Source organism: Cellulomonas sp. P5_E12 (genome assembly GCF_054049315.1).
Genome location: NZ_JBFUMP010000030.1, coordinates 19,532 through 37,655 on the forward strand (window position 1 = coordinate 19,532; position 18,124 = coordinate 37,655).

The 18,124-nt window shown below is 72.1% G+C and carries 18 protein-coding genes; 7 read left to right on the forward strand and 11 right to left on the reverse strand.

The features are described from left to right. Positions 1–85 precede the first annotated feature (85 nt). On the reverse strand, positions 86–1,534 hold the full coding sequence (locus ACXJKA_RS18155) for a gamma-aminobutyraldehyde dehydrogenase (protein ID WP_456826595.1): 1,449 nt from the start codon (positions 1,532–1,534) through the stop codon (positions 86–88). Between the two features lie 173 nt (positions 1,535–1,707). Here ACXJKA_RS18155 and ACXJKA_RS18160 point away from each other — a divergent pair, with 173 nt between their 5' ends. From ACXJKA_RS18160 to ACXJKA_RS18170, 3 genes are read left to right on the forward strand one after another with little or no spacing between them, the layout of a single operon-like run. Next, the gene (locus ACXJKA_RS18160) at positions 1,708–2,184 is read left to right on the forward strand and encodes an Lrp/AsnC family transcriptional regulator (protein ID WP_456826596.1); all 477 of its coding nucleotides are present in this window, start codon (positions 1,708–1,710) and stop codon (positions 2,182–2,184) included. Next, entirely contained in the window at positions 2,181–3,557 is a 1,377-nt protein-coding gene (locus tag ACXJKA_RS18165; protein WP_456826597.1) for an aspartate aminotransferase family protein, read from the forward strand. The genes ACXJKA_RS18160 and ACXJKA_RS18165 overlap by 4 nt, the downstream gene beginning before the upstream one ends. Further along, a complete protein-coding gene (locus ACXJKA_RS18170; RefSeq protein WP_456826598.1) occupies positions 3,542–4,918 on the forward strand; it encodes an NAD(P)/FAD-dependent oxidoreductase in 1,377 nt (458 codons plus the stop codon). Before ACXJKA_RS18165 ends, ACXJKA_RS18170 begins: the two co-directional genes overlap by 16 nt. 7 nt (positions 4,919–4,925) lie before the next feature. Here ACXJKA_RS18170 and dxr read toward each other — a convergent pair whose 3' ends face one another. Next, complete coding sequence (gene dxr / locus ACXJKA_RS18175; RefSeq protein ID WP_456826599.1) at positions 4,926–6,092, reverse strand: 1-deoxy-D-xylulose-5-phosphate reductoisomerase; 1,167 nt, start codon at positions 6,090–6,092, stop codon at positions 4,926–4,928. A gap of 31 nt (positions 6,093–6,123) precedes the next feature. Here dxr and ACXJKA_RS18180 point away from each other — a divergent pair, with 31 nt between their 5' ends. The 3 genes from ACXJKA_RS18180 to ACXJKA_RS18190 all read left to right on the forward strand — a co-directional run bounded on the left by ACXJKA_RS18180 (position 6,124) and on the right by ACXJKA_RS18190 (position 8,670). Then, positions 6,124–6,801 (forward strand): PadR family transcriptional regulator, encoded by a 678-nt coding sequence (locus ACXJKA_RS18180; RefSeq protein WP_456826600.1) that lies wholly within the window; start codon positions 6,124–6,126, stop codon positions 6,799–6,801. A 64-nt stretch (positions 6,802–6,865) separates the two neighbouring features. Continuing rightward, positions 6,866–7,858 (forward strand): ATP-binding cassette domain-containing protein, encoded by a 993-nt coding sequence (locus ACXJKA_RS18185; protein ID WP_456826601.1) that lies wholly within the window; start codon positions 6,866–6,868, stop codon positions 7,856–7,858. Beyond that, positions 7,855–8,670, forward strand: coding sequence for an ABC transporter permease (locus ACXJKA_RS18190; protein ID WP_456826602.1), 816 nt, complete (start codon positions 7,855–7,857; stop codon positions 8,668–8,670). Before ACXJKA_RS18185 ends, ACXJKA_RS18190 begins: the two co-directional genes overlap by 4 nt. Positions 8,671–8,734: 64 nt before the next feature. On the opposite strand, the gene ACXJKA_RS18195 is transcribed toward ACXJKA_RS18190, so the two are convergent. The 7 genes from ACXJKA_RS18195 to rpsB form a co-directional block, all read right to left on the reverse strand. Continuing rightward, on the reverse strand, positions 8,735–9,289 hold the full coding sequence (locus ACXJKA_RS18195; protein ID WP_456826603.1) for a DivIVA domain-containing protein: 555 nt from the start codon (positions 9,287–9,289) through the stop codon (positions 8,735–8,737). After that, positions 9,286–10,413, reverse strand: coding sequence for a 23S rRNA (adenine(2503)-C(2))-methyltransferase RlmN (gene rlmN, locus ACXJKA_RS18200; protein ID WP_456826604.1), 1,128 nt, complete (start codon positions 10,411–10,413; stop codon positions 9,286–9,288). The genes ACXJKA_RS18195 and rlmN overlap by 4 nt, the downstream gene beginning before the upstream one ends. A 28-nt stretch (positions 10,414–10,441) precedes the next feature. Beyond that, positions 10,442–11,284: a phosphatidate cytidylyltransferase gene (locus ACXJKA_RS18205; RefSeq protein ID WP_456826605.1), complete on the reverse strand. Its 843-nt coding sequence runs from the start codon at positions 11,282–11,284 to the stop codon at positions 10,442–10,444. Further along, a complete protein-coding gene (gene frr, locus ACXJKA_RS18210; protein ID WP_315095924.1) occupies positions 11,284–11,841 on the reverse strand; it encodes a ribosome recycling factor in 558 nt (185 codons plus the stop codon). The genes ACXJKA_RS18205 and frr overlap by 1 nt, the downstream gene beginning before the upstream one ends. A 56-nt stretch (positions 11,842–11,897) precedes the next feature. Further along, positions 11,898–12,641: a UMP kinase gene (pyrH, locus tag ACXJKA_RS18215; protein WP_456826606.1), complete on the reverse strand. Its 744-nt coding sequence runs from the start codon at positions 12,639–12,641 to the stop codon at positions 11,898–11,900. Positions 12,642–12,727: 86 nt separating this feature from the next. Next, positions 12,728–13,573, reverse strand: coding sequence for a translation elongation factor Ts (tsf, locus tag ACXJKA_RS18220; protein ID WP_456826607.1), 846 nt, complete (start codon positions 13,571–13,573; stop codon positions 12,728–12,730). Between the two features lie 138 nt (positions 13,574–13,711). Next, positions 13,712–14,728: a 30S ribosomal protein S2 gene (gene rpsB, locus ACXJKA_RS18225; RefSeq protein WP_456826608.1), complete on the reverse strand. Its 1,017-nt coding sequence runs from the start codon at positions 14,726–14,728 to the stop codon at positions 13,712–13,714. A 765-nt stretch (positions 14,729–15,493) separates the two neighbouring features. Between rpsB and ACXJKA_RS18230 the strand changes: the two genes are divergently transcribed. Further along, positions 15,494–15,997, forward strand: a complete 504-nt coding sequence (locus ACXJKA_RS18230; protein WP_456826609.1) for a murein hydrolase activator EnvC family protein — start codon at positions 15,494–15,496, stop codon at positions 15,995–15,997. Between the two features lie 164 nt (positions 15,998–16,161). Here the strand turns inward: ACXJKA_RS18230 and whiG are convergent, their stop codons facing one another. Both whiG and ACXJKA_RS18240 read right to left on the reverse strand, forming a co-directional pair. Next, positions 16,162–17,100, reverse strand: coding sequence for an RNA polymerase sigma factor WhiG (gene whiG, locus ACXJKA_RS18235; protein WP_456826610.1), 939 nt, complete (start codon positions 17,098–17,100; stop codon positions 16,162–16,164). A 20-nt stretch (positions 17,101–17,120) separates the two neighbouring features. After that, positions 17,121–18,053, reverse strand: a complete 933-nt coding sequence (locus tag ACXJKA_RS18240) for a tyrosine recombinase XerC (protein WP_456826611.1) — start codon at positions 18,051–18,053, stop codon at positions 17,121–17,123. Positions 18,054–18,124: the final 71 nt, after the last annotated feature.

An 18,124-nucleotide genomic window follows, 5' to 3' on the forward strand; every position in this document is an offset into this window, starting at 1 on the left:
GTCCAGCAAGGAATCCGTGGCGAAAGCACCCGTCCGCAACGAAAATGTTGCACGGATGGAACACTCGGGTCCCGTATCCGTCGACTTACGCGTCAAATGCCGACATGACGTGCTTGATCCGGGTGTAGTCCTCGAACCCGTACATCGAGAGGTCCTTGCCGTACCCGGAGTGCTTGAAGCCGCCATGCGGCATCTCGGCCACGAACGGGATGTGGGTGTTGATCCAGACCACGCCGAAGTCGAGCGCCCGGGACATCCGCAGCGCCCGGCCGTGGTTCTGGGTCCACACCGAGCTCGAGAGCCCGTAGCGCACGCCGTTGGCCAGCCTGATCGCCTCGTCCTCGTCGGTGAACGTCTGGACCGTGATGACCGGGCCGAAGATCTCGTCCTGCACGGCCTCGTCGTCCTGTCGCAGCCCGTCGACGACCGTGGCCTCGACGAAGTAGCCGGCGTCGCCCACGCGGTGGCCGCCCGCGACGATCGACGCGTGGTCGGGCAGGCGTTCCAGGAAGCCGGTCACGCGCTCCAGCTGGAGGGCGTTGTTCACCGGGCCGAACGCGACGTCCGGGTCGTCCGGCTTCCCCGTCCGCTGTCCCGCGGCCGCCTCGGCGAGGGCCGCGACGAAGTCGGCACGGACCGAGGCGTGCACGAGCACGCGGGTGGCGGCCGTGCAGTCCTGGCCGGCGTTGTAGTACCCGGCGCCGGCGATGCCCTCGGCGGCCGCGGCGATGTCGGCGTCGGCGAACACGATCACGGGGGCCTTGCCGCCCAGCTCGAGGTGGACGCGCTTGACGTTCGCGGCGGCGGCCTCGGCCACCTGCGAACCCGCCCGGACCGAGCCCGTGATGGCGACCATGTCGGGGCGCTGGTGGGAGACGAGCGCGCGACCCGTGTCCCGGTCGCCGCAGATCACGTTGAGGACGCCCGGCGGCAGCACCTCGGCCGCGACCTGGCCGAGCAGCAGCGTCGAGGCCGGCGTCGTGTCGGACGGCTTGAGCACGACCGTGTTGCCGGCCGCGAGCGCCGGCGCGATCTTCCAGATCGCCATCATCAGCGGGTAGTTCCACGGCGTGACCTGCCCGACGACGCCGACCGGCTCCCGTCGCACCCAGGAGGTGTGGCCGGCCATGTACTCGCCGGCGCTGAGCCCGTCGAGCACGCGCGCGGCCCCGGCGAAGAACCGCAGCTGGTCCACGCACGGCGGGACCTCGTCCGTGGCGGTGAGGTGCAGCGGCTTTCCGGTGTTGCGCGACTCGACCGCGACGAACTCGTCGGCCCGCGCCTCCACGGCGTCAGCCAGCCGGAGCAGCGCGAGCTGGCGTTCGGCCGGGGTGGTCCGGCCCCACGTCGTGAACGCCTCCGAGGCCGCGCCGTACGCGGCGTCGACGTCCTCGGCCCCCGACAGGGGTGCCCGGGCGTACTCCAGCCCGGTCGAGGGGTCGATGACGGCAGTCGTGCGGCCGTCGGCGGCGGGGCGCTGCGCGCCACCGATCACGTTCCGCAGGTCGAGCGTCTGGTCGGTGGCCTGGCTCACGGGAGTCTCCTCACAGTCGGTGGCCCGCACGCTACGCCGCAACCGGTCCGCACGGGAGCCCTCGCCGAGCCATTCGGCCGATCGGAGGGCGTCGAACGCCGAAATCAGAAGTTCACACGGCCTGTCGCAACGGATTCCTTGCATTGAGCCGCCGGGCCGACCACCATCGGCGGGTGGGCACACGCAGACCAGCACCGGGGCACCCGGCACTCGACGACGTCTCCAAGGCCATCGTCGAACAGCTCCAGGAGGACGGGCGGCGCCCGTACGCCGCCATCGGCAAGGCCATCGGGCTGTCCGAGGCGGCCGTCCGGCAGCGCGTGCAGCGGCTCACGGACTCGGGCGTCATGCAGATCGTCGCCGTCACCGACCCTCTGCAGGTCGGGTTCACGCGTCAGGCGATGATCGGGCTGAAGTGCGAGGGCGACCTGTCGCTGGTCGCCGATGCCCTGGCGGCGCTGCCCGAGGTCGACTACGTCGTCATCACCGCCGGGGGCTTCGACGTGCTGTGCGAGATCGTGTGCGAGGACGACGACCACCTGCTCGAGGTCCTCAACCAGAAGATCCGCACGCTCCCCGGCGTCCGGACCACCGAGACGTTCGTGTACCTGCGGCTGCGCAAGCAGCTCTACAACTGGGGGACCCGATGACCACGACTCCGCGAGGCACCGATCGCTCGGAGGCCGCCAGGTCCCACCTTTGGGGCCACTTCACGCGGCAGAGCGCCTGGGACCACGGCGTCCCGACGATCGTGCGCGGCCAGGGCCACCACATCTGGGACGACCAGGGCCGCCAGTACATCGACGGGCTCTCCGGCCTGTTCGTCGTGCAGGCGGGGCACGGCCGCGCCGAGCTGGCCGAGGCGGCGCGCGTCCAGGCCGAGCAGCTCGCCTTCTTCCCGCTGTGGTCCTACGCCCACCCGCAGGCCATCGACCTCGCCGAGCGCCTCGCCGGGTACGCGCCGGGCGACCTCAACCGGGTCTTCTTCACCACCGGCGGCGGGGAGGCCGTCGAGACCGCGTGGAAGCTGGCCAAGAACTACTTCAAGCTCACCGGCAAGCCCAACAAGTACAAGGTGATCTCGCGGTCGATCGCCTACCACGGCACGCCGCACGGCGCCCTGTCGATCACGGGTCTGCCGGCACTCAAGGAGCAGTTCGAGCCGCTGGTCCCGGGCGCGCACAAGGTGCCCAACACCAACGAGTACCGCGCCCCCGAGCACCTGCGCGGCGACCCGAAGGCGTTCGGTCGCTGGGCCGCCGACCGCATCGGCGAGGCCATCGAGATGGAGGGCCCCGACTCCGTAGCGGCCGTCTTCCTCGAGCCGGTGCAGAACGCGGGCGGGTGCTTCCCGCCACCGCCGGGGTACTTCGAGCGCGTGCGCGAGATCTGCGACCAGTACGACGTCCTGCTGGTCTCCGACGAGGTCATCTGCGCGTTCGGCCGCATCGGCTCGATGTTCGCGTGCGACGACTTCGGCTACGTACCGGACATGATCACGTGCGCCAAGGGCCTGACCTCGGGCTACTCCCCCATCGGCGCGCTCATCGCCTCCGAGCGGCTCTTCGAGCCCTTCGCGAAGGGCAACGCGTCGTTCGCGCACGGATACACGTTCGGCGGCCACCCTGTCTCGGCCGCCGTCGCCAACGCGAACCTCGACCTGTTCGAGCGCGAGGGCCTCAACGCCCACGTGAAGGAGAACGCACCGGCCTTCCGGCGCACGCTGGAGGGGCTGCTGGACCTCCCGATCGTCGGTGACGTCCGCGGAGAGGGCTACTTCTACGGTATCGAGCTGGTCAAGGACAAGGTCACGCGGGAGACGTTCGACGACGACGAGAGCGAGCGGCTGCTGCGCGGGTTCCTCTCCGGTGCGCTGTACGACGCGGGCCTGTACTGCCGGGCCGACGACCGCGGCGACCCCGTCATCCAGCTGGCCCCGCCGCTGACGTGCGGGCAGGCCGAGTTCGACGAGATCACCGGCATCCTGCGCGGCGTGCTGACCGAGGCGTGGGCCCGCCTGTGAACCCTGCCGGCCCCGGTTCCCTCTGGTTCGACCAGGTCCCGTACCGCGACCCGCTCGACCCGCTCGACGGCGACGCGCAGGCCGACGTCGTCGTGGTGGGTGCCGGCCTCACCGGCCTCTGGACCGCGTACTACCTGCTCGAGGCTGACCCGTCCCTCGACGTGCTGATCGTCGAGGCGGAGCTCGCGGGCTTCGGGGCCAGCGGCCGCAACGGCGGCTGGTGCTCGGCGCTGCTGCCGCTGTCCGGCGACGAGCTGGCCCGGCAGCACGGGCACGACGCCGCGGCGGCGATGCGCGCCGCGATGCGGGACACGGTGGTCGAGGTGGGCGGCGTGGCCGCGGCCGAGCAGATCGACTGCGGCTTCGCGTTCGGCGGGACGGTCACGCTGGCCCGCAACGGGCCGCAGCTCGAGCGGGTCGCGGCCGACGTCGCGACGGACGCCCGCTGGGACGACGAGTCGCGCCTCCTGGACGCCGCCGGCGTCGAGGAGCACGTGCGTGCCGCCGGCGTCATCGGCGGCTCGTTCACGCCGGACTGTGCCCGGATCCAGCCCGCCCTGCTGGTCGCCGGACTGCTGGACGTGGTGCTCTCGCGGGGCGCGCGGGTGGTCGAGGGGACCCGCGCGCTGCGGCTCTCGCCGCGTGCCGTGGTGACCGACCACGGCATCGTGCGTGCGCGCTGGGTCGTGCGCGCCACCGAAGCCTGGAGCGCCCACCTGCCCGGGTCGCGCCGCGACGTCGCCCCCGTGTACTCGCACATGGTCGCCACCGAGCCGCTGCCGCCCGAGGTGTGGGCCGAGATCGGGCTCGCCCGCGCGCAGACCTTCACGGACGCGCGCAACCTCATCGTGTACGGCCAGCGGACCACCGACGACCGGCTCGCCTTCGGGGGGCGCGGCGCGCCCTACCACCTGGGCTCGTCCATCCTGCCCGCCTACGACCGCACGGGATCCACCGCCGCGCACCTCGAGCGCGAGCTGGTCGACCTGTTCCCGGTGCTCGACCGGGCCGAGTTCACGCACCACTGGGGCGGGCCGCTGGGCGTGCACCGCGACTGGCACCCCTCGGTCGGGCTCGACCCCGACACGGGGATCGGCTGGGCCGGCGGCTACGTGGGCGACGGCGTCGCGCTGACCAACCTGGCCGGCCGCACGCTCGCCGACCTGATCACCGGCGCCGAGAGCCCCCTCACCCGGCTCCCCTGGGTGAACCACCGCTCCCCCGCCTGGGAGCCCGAGCCCCTGCGGTGGGCCGGCATCACCGCGACCCGCCGGGCCACGGCGTGGGCGGACCGCACAGAAGCCCGCACCGGCCGCCCGAGCCGCCTGACCGGCCTGCTGGACCAGGTCCTGGGGCACTGACGGGGATTCACACGCGCGCGAGGATCTCCTGCGCCCGGGCTCGCGCCCACGTCTCGGCCGCGAGCACCGCCTCGAGGGTGAGCGCGTCGGGCGAGGTGCCGTCGTGCTCGCCGAGCACCCGCTCGACCGTCGACACGATGTCGAGGAAGCCGATCCGGCCGGTGAGGAACGCCTCGACGCACTCCTCGTTGGCCGCGTTGTAGACGGCGGGGTGCGTGGCCGAGGCGGCGACCGCCTCGCGGGCCAGCCGGACCGCGCCGAAGACCTGCTCGTCCAGCGGCTCGAACGTCCACGCGGTCGCCCGGGTCCAGTCGCAGGGCGGCGCGACGTCGGCCACGCGGTCCGGCCAGGACAGCCCGAGGGCGATCGGCAGCCGCATGTCGGGCGGTGACGCCTGCGCGAGCGTGGAGCCGTCGACGAACTCGACCATCGAGTGCACGACCGACTGCGGGTGCACGACGACGGTGATGTCCTCGACCGGGACGTCGAACAGCAGGTGCGCCTCGATGAGCTCGAGGCCCTTGTTCATGAGGGTCGAGGAGTTGATCGTCACCACCGGGCCCATCGACCAGGTGGGGTGCGCGAGCGCCTGCTGCGGGGTCACCGACTTGACGTCGTCGTGCGTCCACCCGCGGAAGGGGCCGCCCGACGCCGTGAGGATGATCCGACGGACCTCGGGGTGCGTCCCGCCGCGCAGCGCCTGCGCGATCGCCGAGTGCTCGGAGTCCACCGGCACGATCTGGTCCGCGCGCTGCCGCGCGGCGTGCACCAGCCGCCCGCCGACGACCAGCGACTCCTTGTTCGCCAGCGCGAGGGTGCTGCCCGCGCGCAGGGCCGCGAGCGTCGGGCCGAGCCCGACCGAGCCGGTGACCCCGTTGAGCACCACGTCCGCGCCCCGGCCGGCCAGCTCGCTCGACGCGTCCGGACCCACGAGCACCTCGATGCCCGGCAGCGCGTCGCGCAGCGGACCCTCGGCGCGCGGATCCGCGACGGCGACCGTCGAGACGCCCAGCTCGCGCGCCTGCCGAGCCAGCAGCGCGACATCCCCGCCACCCGCGGACAGGCCGACCACCGAGAACCGGTCCGGGTTGCGGGTGATGACGTCGACGGCCTGGGTGCCGATCGAGCCGGTGGACCCGAGGAGGACGACGCTGCGCTGTGTCACGCTGCTCATCTTCGTGCATGGCCCGTGGCAGGATCGCCGCATGTCCGCTCCTGCGACGCCCCAGGGCTCCGCGACGCGCCTGCTCGTGCTCGGCTGCGTGCGGATCTTCCAGCCCGTGCACGGCTACTTCCTGCGCCGTGAGCTGGTGAGCTGGGAGGTCGACAGGTGGGCGCACGTGCACCCGGGGTCGATCTACAACGCGCTCAAGTCGCTGACCCGCTCGGGGCTCCTGGAGGAGGTCGGCGTGGTTGCCGACGGCCCCCGCCCGCCGCGCACCACGTACCGGCTCACGGCCGCCGGTGAGGACGAGTTCCTCGCCCTGGTGCGCGCGGGCCTGCTCACGACGGACGACCCCACGCTCTTCCTCACCGCGGTGAACATGGCGTTCGCGCTCGCCCGCGACGAGGTCGTCGCGTCGATCCGCACCCGCATCGGGCTCATCGAGGACTACCTCGCGGTGCTGGCGACGCAGGTCGAGGAGATTCTCGAGGCGAAGGACACCCCCGACACCGCGACCGAGGTCGCTCGCCTGATCAGCGCGCGGTTCCGCGGCGAGCTCGAGTGGGCACGCGACTACCTCGACCGGGTGGTCGGCGGCGCGTACGCGTTCCACGATGAGCCCCCGCTCTGGACGCCGACGCCCGAGCAGATCGAGGTCGCCCGGCTGGCCGGTGTCGGCCCCGGGGTGCTGGTCGCCATGGCGGAGGAAGACGCGTAATAGTCAAGGTTGACGAGTAATAGATCATCTTGAATACTTGGGTCTCCACCCGAAGGAGACCCGCATGATCCATGCCCGCGGCCTGGCCCGCACCTACAAGACCCGCCGAGGAGACGTCGACGCCGTGCGTGGCGTGGACCTCGATGTCGAGGCCGGCGAGATCGTCGGGTTCCTCGGCCCCAACGGGGCCGGCAAGACGACGACGCTCCGCATGCTCACCACGCTCCTGAGGCCCACGCGCGGCGAGGCGACGGTCGCCGGCGCCGACCTGCGGCGCGACCCCGGCGCCGTGCGCCGCCGCATCGGGTACGTCGCCCAGTCGGGCTCGACCTCGGGCGAGGCCCGCGCCGGCGAGGAGGTCATCGACCACGCACTGCTGTACGGCGTCGAGCGCTCCGTCGCCGCCGCCCGCGGCCGCGAGCTGTTCGACCAGCTCGAGCTCGACGGCCTCTGGGACCGCAAGTGCTCGTCCCTGTCCGGCGGCCAGCGCCGCCGGCTCGACATCGCGATGGGCCTGATCCACACACCGCGGCTCGTCTTCCTCGACGAGCCGACCACCGGCCTCGACCCGCAGGCCCGCGCGAACCTCTGGACGCACGTGCGGGAGCTTCGCGACGAGCGCGGCAGCACCGTGTTCCTCACCACGCACTACCTCGACGAGGCCGACGCGCTGTGCGACCGGATCCTCGTGATCGACCACGGCCAGATCGTGGCCCAGGGCTCCCCGGAGGAGCTCAAGCAGCGCGTGAGCGGCGACGCGGTCCTGCTGAGCGCGTCGCAGCCCGCCGACGTCGTCCGCATCGCCGCGATCGCCGCCCAGCTGCCCGGCGCGGACGTGCCCACCGTCGACGGCTCGCTGGTCGAGGTCCGCGTCCCCCAGGGTCGGACCCTGCTCGCCGGGCTGCTGCGCTCGCTCGACGCGGAGGGCATCGATCTCGACGGCGTCGAGCTGCGCCGCCCCACGCTCGACGACGTCTTCCTCACCCTTACCGGCCGCTCCCTGCGGGACGGCGAGAGCCGCCACGAGACCAGCGACACCGACGGAGCAGCAGCATGACCGCCACGACCGCCACCACCAGCACGTTCGCCGACGAGCAGAGCGGCCGGAGCACGTTCGCCCGCGACACGGTCACCGTGTTCCGCCGCGCCATGCGCATCTCGCTGCGCAACCCGGTGTGGTCCGTCATGGGACTCCTGCAGCCGGTGCTCTACCTGTCCCTCTTCGGCCCGCTGCTCGAGCCGCTGGCCCCCCAGCTGGGTGCGACGAACGCGTACCAGCTGTTTGTGCCCGGCCTGCTGGTCCAGCTCGGCATGTTCGGCGCGCTGTTCGTCGGCTTCGGGCTCATCGGCGAGTGGCGCGACGGCGTCATCGAGGCGGAGCGGGTCAGCCCCGCGCCGCGCTCGGCGCTCGTGCTCGGCCGCGTGCTGCGCGACGTGATCGTCGTCGCCGTGCAGGGCGTGGTCCTCGTGTCGGTGGCGTTCCTGTTCGGGCTGGAGGCGCCGTTCTGGGGCATCGTGCTCGGCATCATCACCGCCGCGCTGCTCGCCGCCGCGTTCGCCTCGGCGTCCTACGCCGTCGCGCTCACGCTCAAGAGCGAGGACGCCCTGGCCCCGCTCATGAACGGCATCGCGCTGCCCCTGCTGCTGCTGTCCGGCATCCTCCTGCCGATCACGGCGGCCTCCGCGCCGGCGTGGCTCAACACGCTGTCCAACCTCAACCCGATCAAGCACGTGGTCTCGGGCATCCGCGCCCAGTTCGCCGGCGAGATCGGCACCCCCACGGCCCTGTGGGGTTCGGTGCTGACGATCATCCTCGCGGCGCTGGGCATCTGGTTCGGCGCCCGCACGTTCAAGCGTGAGGACGGCTGACCCCTCGGACAAGAACGGCCGCGCTCCCTCGTCGGGAGCGCGGCCGTCGTCGTCTCAGGGGGTCTCACTCGACGCCGAGCAGCACCTCGACCGCGCGGGCCAGGAAGGCGTCGACCGGTCCCTCGGCGTAGGCGTTGCGGCCCTTGCGCCGCCGGAACGTCGCCGACCGCACCTCGGCAGCCGACAGCGGCGTGCCCTTGTCGAAGTAGGCGACCAGGCGCCGGCACAGCTCGTCGACGTCGGCCGGCTCGTAGCCCTGGTGCCGCCCGTCCGGTGCGGCGAACCGGTCGCCGTCGGGGCGCCCGAGCCGACCGTAGAGCGTGCGTGCCTGCTCGCTCAGCTTGCTCATCCACGCCTGCTGACCCTGCGTCGCGATGTACTCCGCGCGCGACCGCGCCACGAACGCCGCCTCGAGCCGGTCGAGTGCCGCGTCGACCGCCGCCGTCACGTACCCGCCGCGGACCATGTCGAACGCGACGCCGCGCACGTCCTTGCTGGCCAGGCCGCCGGCGGGGCCCTGCTCGTAGACCGCCCGAGCGTGCGAGAAGAAGTCGTCGACCTCGTCCGGGTCGTACCCCTGCTTCAGGCCCGAGACGGTCCGGAACATCCCGTCGCTCACTCGTCCTCCTCTGCCGCGAGCTGCCCGCAGGCACCGTCGATCTCACTGCCGCGGGTGTCCCGGATCGTCGTCGGGATCCCGTGCGCACGCAAGCGTGCCACGAACTCCTGCTCGACCCGCGGATCGCTCGCCGTCCACTTCGAACCCGGCGTCGGGTTCAGCGGGATCGGGTTGCAGTGCACCCAGCCGCGCCCGCGGGCGTTGAGCTTCTCGCCCAGCAGGTCGGCCCGCCAGGCGTGGTCGTTGATGTCCCGGATCAGCGCGTACTCGATGGAGACCCGGCGGCCGGTCACCTCGAAGTAGCGGTGGGCCGAGTCCAGCGCCTCGTCGACGCTCCACCGCGTGTTGACCGGGACGAGCTCGCTGCGGAGCTCGTCGTCGGGCGCGTGGAGGGACAGCGCCAGGGTGACGGGGATGCCCTCCTTGGCCAGCCTGTCCATGGCCGGCACCATCCCGACGGTCGACACCGTCACGTTGCGCGCGGACATGCCCAGACCGTCGGGCGTCGGCGCCACCAGGCGGCGGACCGTCTCCATGACCGACTTGTAGTTGGCCAGCGGCTCGCCCATGCCCATGAACACGACGTTGGACAGGCGCGTCGGGCCGCCGGGCACCTCACCGTCGGCCAGCGACCGGGCGGCCGCGCGCACCTGCTCCACGATCTCCGCGGTCGACAGGTTGCGGGTCAGGCCGAGCTGGCCCGTCGCGCAGAACGAGCACGCGAGCCCGCAGCCGGCCTGGCTCGACACGCACAGGGTGGTGCGGTTGGCGTAGCGCATGAGGACCGACTCGACCTTGGCGCCGTCGAACAGGTGCCACAGCGTCTTGACCGTCGTGCCCTTGTCGGCCGTCTGCGTGCGGTGCGCCGTGAGCAGCTGCGGGAACAGGCCCTCGACCAGCTTGTCGCGCGTCGCCTTGGGCAGGTCGGTCATCTGCGCGGGGTCGTTGGTCAGGTGCGTGAAGTAGTGGGTCGCCAGCTGCTTGGCGCGGAACGGCTTCTCCCCCAGCTCCGTGACGGCGTCGACGCGCTGCTCGGGCGTGAGGTCGACGAAGTGCTTGGGCGGCTTGCCGCGAGGTCCCCGGCTGGGCGAGGACAGGTCGAGGCGGACGGGTGTACCGGTCACGGGTACCCCCCTTCAGGTTGGACTGCGATCAGGCGGGCTGGAGGACCGTGAGGACGACGTACACGGCGGGGGCGGTGAGGACGAGGGAGTCGAGCCGGTCCAGGAGGCCGCCGTGCCCCGGCACCAGCCGCCCCATGTCCTTGAGCTCGAGGTCGCGCTTGAGCATCGACTCGGCCAGGTCGCCGAGCGTCGCGGTCACCACCGTCGCCAGGCCGAGGAACACGCCGACCAGCGGCTCGCCGTCGAACGCGACCTGGATGCCGACGACGCCGACCACGCACGCCAGCACGATGGAGCCGGCCAGACCCTCCCAGGTCTTCTTCGGACTCACCGACGGGGCGAGCGGGTGCCGGCCGAGCAGCACGCCGACCGTGTAGCCGCCGACGTCGCTGGCCACGCACAGCAGGATGAACAGCATCACGCGCGACGGCCCGTCGGGCTCGGCGAGCATGAGCATGACGAACCCGCCGAGGAACGGCAGGTACGCGGCCGCGAAGGCGCCGGCCGTGGCGTCCCGCAGGGCGGGCTGGCCGCTGCCGTCGAGCACGCGCCAGACGACGACACCGCCGACCGTCAGCATGAAGGCGACGAACAGCGCCTCGGGCCCGGCCGTGTAGGCCGAGACGAGGATGCCGATCGCGCCGACCAGCAGCGGGAGCAGGGGCAGGTGGATGTTGCGGCGCGTGAACGCCTGCGCCAGCTCCCACAGCCCGGCGCACACGGCCAGCACGGCGACGACGGCGAACGCTTCCTTGCGGATGAACAGCGACGCGACCACCGCCACGAGCATGGCGACGCCGACGACGATCGCGACCGGCAGGTCACGACCGGGGCGAGGGGTCCGGGTGGCGGCGATGGCTGTCTGGCTCATCAGACCTCGAGGAGCTCGTTCTCCTTGGACGAGAGCAGGTGGTCGATGAGATCCACATGCTTCTTCGTCAGGGACTCGAGCTCCTTCTCCGCACGACCGACCTCGTCCTCGCCGGCCTCGCCGTCCTTGACGATGCGGTCCAGCTCCTCCTTGGCCCGACGGCGCACGTTGCGCACCGAGATGCGCGCGTCCTCGGCCTTGGTCCGGGCGAGCTTCACGAAGTCCTTGCGCCGCTCCTGCGTCAGGGCGGGCAGGACGATCCGGATGACGTTGCCGTCGTTCGTCGGGTTGACCCCGAGGTCCGAGTCGCGCAGCGCCTTCTCGATCGCCGTCGTCGACGACTTGTCGAACGGCGACACGAGGATGGTGCGCGCCTCGGTGACGTTGAACGACGCGAGCTGCTGCAGGGGCGTCGGGCTGCCGTAGTAGTCGACGAACACCTTGGAGAACATCGCGGCGTTGGCGCGGCCGGTGCGGATCGTCGAGAAGTCCTCCTTGGCAACCTCGACGGCCTTGTCCATCTTCTCTTCAGCCTCGAAGAGGGTCTCGTCGATCACCGGAGCTCCTTCGTCTGCATGCGTAGTGGGGCGGTGCTGGCTGCTGGCGCTGATGCTCAGCTGGCCGTGATCAGCGTGCCGATCTTCTCACCCTGCAGCGCGCGCGTGACGTTGCCGGCCTCCTCGAGGCCGAACACGCGCATGCGCACGTCGTTGTCGCGGCACAGGCTGAGCGCCGAGCCGTCCATGACACCCAGGTCGTTGACGAGCGCGTCGGTGTAGGTCAGGTGGTCCAGCTTCACCGCGTCGGGGTCCTTGCGCGGGTCCGCCGAGTACACGCCGTCCACGCCGTTCTTGCCCATGAGCACCTCGTGGCAGTGCGTCTCGAGGGCGCGCTGGACGCTGACCGTGTCCGTCGAGAAGTACGGCATGCCCGCGCCGGCGCCGAAGATCACGACGCGGCCCTTCTCCAGGTGCCGGATGGCGCGCAGCGGGATGTACGGCTCGGCCACCTGGCCCATCGCGATCGCGGTCTGCACGCGGGTGCTGACCCCGGCCTGCTCGAGGAAGTCCTGGAGCGCCAGGCAGTTCATGACCGTGCCGAGCATGCCCATGTAGTCGGCGCGAGCCCGGTCGAGGCCGCGCTGCGACAGCTCGGCGCCGCGGAAGAAGTTGCCCCCGCCGACCACGATGGCCACCTGCACACCGGCCCGGACGGCCACCGCGATCTCCGCGGCGACGCGCTGGACGACGTCGGCCGCAAGGCCCACGTCACCGCCCCCGAACGTCTCGCCGGAGAGCTTGAGCAGGACACGCCGCTCCGGCACGGCCCCACGGGTCGACTCGGGGTCCTGGGTCACGGCGCCTCCACAAGAGTTGGGTCGATCTGGTGCCGACGACGGCCCCGGTCCCCGCAAGGGCCGGGGCCGTCGTCGATCACATGGGGTCAGGCTCCCACGCGGTAACGGACGAAGCCCGTCAGCGTGCCGCCGGCCTCGGAGAGAACCTGCGCGACCGTCTTCTTGTTGTCCTTGGCGAACGCCTGCTCGAGCAGGACGTTCTCCTTGAAGAAGCCGTTCAGGCGCCCCTCGATGATCTTCGGCAGCGCAGCCTCGGGCTTGCCCTCGTTGCGGGCCGTCTCCTCGGCGATGTGGCGCTCGTTCGCGACGATGTCGGCCGAGACCTCCTCGCGCGTGAGGTAGGTGGGCGAGAACGCCGCGATGTGTGTCGCGATGTCCCGCGCCACACCCGCACCGGCCGCGTCGGTCGCGACGAGCACGCCGACCTGCGGGGGCAGGTCCTTGCTGACCTTGTGCAGGTAGACCTCGACGTGCTCGCCGGCCACGCGGGCCAGGCGGCGGACGACGACGCGCTCACCCAGGGTGGCGGCCGTCTCGTCGACGATCGTCTGCACGCTGGAGCCGTCGACGTCCGTCGCGAGCAGCGCGTCGGCGTCGCGCGCCGGGCTGGCGACCGCGGCCGCGAGGACGCGGTCCGCGAGGGCGACGAAGTTCGGGCTCTTCGCGACGAAGTCGGTCTCCGAGTTGATCTCGACCAGCACGCCGGTCTGACCCTCACCGTCGGCCGTCGGGCCGACGTGAGCGACGACGAGGCCGTCCGAGGCCGCGCGACCCTCACGCTTGCCGACGCCCTTCAGGCCCTTGACGCGGATGAGCTCGAGAGCCTTCTCGGAGTCGCCCTCCGCCTCCTCGAGCGCCTTCTTGACGTCCATCATTCCGGCACCGGTCTTCTCGCGCAGCGCCTTGATGTCTGCGAGCGAGTAGTTCGCCATCAGTCGTGTCCGTTCCTGTTGAGTCGTGATGTGTCGAGCGGGACCCGTCCGGGTCCGGTGACGTGCTGCAGTGCCGGTGGCCCCTGAGGGGGTGCTGCTGTGCCGGTGGCCCCTGAGGGGCCACCGGCACCGGCTGGGTCACTTGGAGTCGGCGTCGCCCTCGGCGGCAGCCTCGTCGGCGATCTCCTCGGCGACGACCTCGGCGGCAGCCTCCTCGGCGACCTCCTCGGCCACGACCTCAGCGACGATCTCCTCGGCGAGCGCCTCGACCACGGCCTCGGCCACGACCTCCTCGGCGACCTCCTCCGCGATCTCGGCCTTCGCCTCGGCGACGGCGTCGGTCGCGTCAGCGGCGACCTCGGTGCTCGCCAGGTCGGCCTCGGCGCCGGCGAGGAGCTCGCGCTCCCACTCGGCCAGCGGCTCGGCGTCGGTCGTGGTGCCCTCGGCGGCCGCGGTGCGACCCGAGTGGCGCTTGAGCAGACCGTCGGCCGCGGCGTCCGCGATGACGCGGGTCAGCAGCTGCACGGCGCGGATCGCGTCGTCGTTGCCCGGGATCGGGTAGTCGACGACGTCGGGGTCGCAGTTGGTGTCGAGGATCGCGACGACCGGGATGCCGAGCTTGCGCGCCTCGTTGACGGCGAGGTGCTCCTTGTTCGTGTCGACGATCCACACGGCCGAGGGAACCTTGGCCATGTCGCGGATGCCGCCGAGCGTCTTCGCGAGCTTGTCCTTCTCGCGGCGCAGGACGAGCAGCTCCTTCTTCGTGAGGTTCGAGCCCGCCACGTCGTCGAAGTCGATCTGCTCCAGCTCCTTGAGGCGCTGGAGGCGCTTGTGCACCGTGCTGAAGTTGGTGAGCATGCCACCGAGCCAGCGCTGGTTGACGTACGGCATGCCGACGCGAGCGGCCTGGTCGGCGACCGGCTCCTGCGCCTGCTTCTTCGTGCCGACGAACAGGATCGTCCCGCCGTGCGCGACGGTCTGGCTCACGAAGTCGTACGCGTTGTCGATGTACGACAGCGACTGCTGCAGGTCGACGATGTAGATGCCATTGCGCTCGGTGAAGATGAAGCGCTTCATCTTGGGGTTCCAGCGGCGGGTCTGGTGCCCGAAGTGGACACCGCTCTCGAGCAGCTGGCGCATGGTCACGACGGCCATGGCACGTCCTTCCGGCGCGCACCGCAGGGTGCACGCGTCAACGGCGGACCCTCGTGGGGCCCGCATCTCGGTTGTCGGCTCCGACCAGCTGGTCGGCGCCCCTGGCGTCATGTCGTCGTCCGCTCCGGGGACTGCCACTGGTGCAGGAGCCCGGACCGCTGCGGAGATCGACCCCGTCCTGGTGCTCGTCGGCACGCTGGCCGGCGGGTCCCTGATCGGGTGGATGACACGCGAAGTCGACCGGTACGGACCGGTCGCACCAGAAGTTTAGCCGATCGCCGGGGCTGCTCCGCACCGGCGACCCGCCCACAGCCCCGACGCACGCGCCGGCGTCCCCAGATCCGTGCGCGAGCCTCCCCCGGGCGCGCCTTCCCCTCGACGATCGCCGTCATGACCCGAGCACCCCACATCACCCACCCAGCGCCGTCGTCAGGCGCCCCCGCCGGCCGGCTCGCCCGGCGCCGCGCCGCCTCGCCACCAGAGACGGACCGCACCGACGCATCGCCGGTGCCAGACGGCGCGTCGAGGATCGGCGCTGATCGCTCCGAACCGTCACCAGGCGAGAGCGGCCCGCGGACGACTGGCGCTCGTCGCGCAGCACCTTCGCTGCCCGGCACCGCATGCGCCTGCGGGGCCCGTCCTCTGCCGGCGGCCGAGCAGTCCAGGACCGTCTCGCGCCGGACCCGTCCCCTGCCGGCGACCGTGCCGTCCGGGACCGTCTCGCGCCGGACCAGCCGCCTCCGGGCCACGCTCGGGGGCGGCGCCGTGGCAGGCCTCGTCGCCCTGACGATGGCGGTGCTGGCCTCGGCCGGCTCCGCGGTGCCGAGTCTTCCCGTCGCGCCGGCCGGGACCTACCGTCTCCCGCTCGCAGGTCCGGCCGACGTCGCTCGTGGGTTCGAGCCTCCACCGCAGCCCTGGGCGGCGGGTCACCGCGGCGTCGATCTGCGCACGGCTGCCGGCGCGCAGGCCGTCTCCCCCGTCGCCGGCACGGTCACCTACGCAGGTGCGGTCGCGGGCCGCGGGGTCGTGACGGTGACCGACGCGGACGGCCGCCGGTCGAGTGTCGAGCCGGTGCTCGCCGCCGTGCGGGCCGGAGACGTCGTCGGTGCGGGCCAGCTCGTCGGAGTCGTCATGGCGGACGGCTCGCACTGCGCGCCCAGGACGTGCCTGCACTGGGGCGTCCGGGTGGGCGACGACTACGTCGACCCGCTGACGCTGCTGCCGGGCGCGGGTCCCGTGGTGCTCCTGCCGATCGGGGAAGGAGCCTGACCAGCCCGCCGGCGCTCCCCCGACGGCTCGATCGGGCCGACGCCCCGACCGTCTTGAAAGAGCCCGCCACAGCGGCTCGGCCGGGCAGGTGCTCCTCCCTCTTCGGGACGGAGCCGAACCCGCCAACCGCAGTTGCTCGGTCGGGCGGCCCTGCGATCAGTCGGTCAGACGCGTTCGGCCTCGAGCAGCCGGGTCCGGAGGCGGACCATCGCGGCCGTGTGCATCTGCGAGATGCGCGACTCGGTGACACCGAGCACGCGGCCGATCTCCGCGAGCGTCATGCCCTCGTAGTAGTAGAGGACGACGACGATGCGCTCGCGCTCACCGAGACACTCGATCGCGCGGGCCAGCAGGAACTTGGTCTCGGCAGCCTCCATCGAGCTGGCCGGGTCGAGCGTGCGGTCGTCACCGAGGGTGTCGCCGAGCGAGACGCCGCCCGGGCGGTCGTCGCCGCCGCCGAGCAGCTCGTCGAGCGCGGCCACGTTCACCGTCGACAGCTGGGAGTAGATGGCGCGGAGGTCCTCCACCGGCATCTCCAGGTGGCGGGCGACCTCGTCCTCGGTCGGGGTGCGGTGCAGCTTGGCCTCGAGCTCCGCGTAGGCGCGGTCGACCGCGCGGGCCTTGGTGCGGACCGAGCGCGGGACCCAGTCCATCGCGCGCAGCTCGTCGATGATCGCGCCACGGATCCGGGACGACGCGTACGACTCGAACTTCACCGCGCGGTCGGTCTGGTACTTCTCGATGGCGTCGATGAGGCCGAACATGCCGTAGGAGACAAGGTCGGCCTGCTCGACGGTGCTGGGCAGCCGCATCCCGACGCGGCCGGCGACGGCCGACACCAGCGGCGCGTAGTGCAGGATCAGGCCCTCACGCGCCCGCGGGGACTGCGACGACTTGTAGTCCTCCCACAGGGCGTCGACCTCCTCGACGGAGCGGCTCGGCGCGACCGGTCCGCGCGGCGCCGGCACCCCGCGGGTGATCGGGACCGTCGGGGACGCGACCTCCGTGGCGGCGGCGGGCCACGGCTGGGGGACGACTCCCTCGGGGGCCGTGCTGGTCATCCGGGTGCGCACCGGGAAGGCGGCGTCCAGCTTCGTCGTCATCGTCGACTCCAAGTTGTGCGTCATGCTCGCGGGTGCGCTTGCTGGAAGGCCGACCGCAGGCGGTCGGCTGAGACGTGGGTATAGCGCTGCGTCGTGGCCAGGCTGGCGTGGCCGAGGATCTCCTGGACGCTGCGCAGGTCCGAGCCACCCTCGAGGAGGTGGGTCGCGGCAGTGTGGCGCAGCGCGTGCGGCGCCACGTCGTCGACGCCCGCGAGGGCGGCGGCCTGGTGGACGACCGTGCGCGCTTGGCGCTGGTCGAGACGCCCCCCGCGCAGGCCGAGGAAGACGGCCGACGGCGACGAGGGGTGGACGAGCTGCGGGCGGCCACGCTCGAGCCACGCGCTCAGCGCGGTCGCGGCGGGCTTGCCGAACGGGACGACGCGCTCCTTGTCGCCCTTGCCGACGACCCGCAGCGTGCGCTCGTGCACGTCCAGGTTGCCGAGGTCCGCACCGCAGACCTCACCGACGCGGACACCCGTCGCGTAGAGGAGCTCGAGGAGCGCCCAGTCCCGCAGGGCGACCGCGTCACCGTCAGCGGCGCGGTCACGCGCCAGGTCCAGCATCTGGGAGACGGGCTCCACGCGCAGCACGGTCGGCAGCGACGACCCGGTCCGTGCGGTGGCGAGACGCAGGGCCGGGTCGACCGGGACACGGTGCGTGCGGTTGGCCCAGGCGAAGAACGTGCGGACGGCGGCCCCGCGTCGTGCGAGCGTCGCGCGGCTGCGGTGGGTGGTCGCCATCGAGGCGAGCCAGCCGCGCAGGACGGAAAGGTCGATCGAGTCGAGCGTGGTGCGGCCGTGCCGCGAGGCGTACCCGAGAAGCAGGTCGACATCTCCGACATAGGCGCGGTTGGTGTTCGACGACAATCCCCGCTGAGCGCTCAGGTGTGCCGAGAACTCCGACAGGAGGCGGCCGCGATTCGGCGCCCCTGCGGTGATCTCGACCACGTCCATGTGAGTACGGTGACCTGAAACACAGCCGGGAACAAGGACGACTTTCACCTGCCCGGCCTAACGCTGGGCGA

Coding starts and splice junctions, on each gene's coding strand:
- rpsB (WP_456826608.1), bottom strand. CDS start 14,728: ATGGCCGTCGTGACCATGCGCCAGCTGCTCGAGAGCGGTGTCCACTTC.
- ACXJKA_RS18205 (WP_456826605.1), bottom strand. CDS start 11,284: ATGAGCCAGACAGCCATCGCCGCCACCCGGACCCCTCGCCCCGGTCGT.
- dxr (WP_456826599.1), bottom strand. CDS start 6,092: ATGAGCAGCGTGACACAGCGCAGCGTCGTCCTCCTCGGGTCCACCGGC.
- ACXJKA_RS18185 (WP_456826601.1), top strand. CDS start 6,866: ATGATCCATGCCCGCGGCCTGGCCCGCACCTACAAGACCCGCCGAGGA.
- ACXJKA_RS18190 (WP_456826602.1), top strand. CDS start 7,855: ATGACCGCCACGACCGCCACCACCAGCACGTTCGCCGACGAGCAGAGC.
- ACXJKA_RS18180 (WP_456826600.1), top strand. CDS start 6,124: ATGTCCGCTCCTGCGACGCCCCAGGGCTCCGCGACGCGCCTGCTCGTG.
- ACXJKA_RS18165 (WP_456826597.1), top strand. CDS start 2,181: ATGACCACGACTCCGCGAGGCACCGATCGCTCGGAGGCCGCCAGGTCC.
- whiG (WP_456826610.1), bottom strand. CDS start 17,100: ATGACGACGAAGCTGGACGCCGCCTTCCCGGTGCGCACCCGGATGACC.
- ACXJKA_RS18240 (WP_456826611.1), bottom strand. CDS start 18,053: ATGGACGTGGTCGAGATCACCGCAGGGGCGCCGAATCGCGGCCGCCTC.
- tsf (WP_456826607.1), bottom strand. CDS start 13,573: ATGGCGAACTACTCGCTCGCAGACATCAAGGCGCTGCGCGAGAAGACC.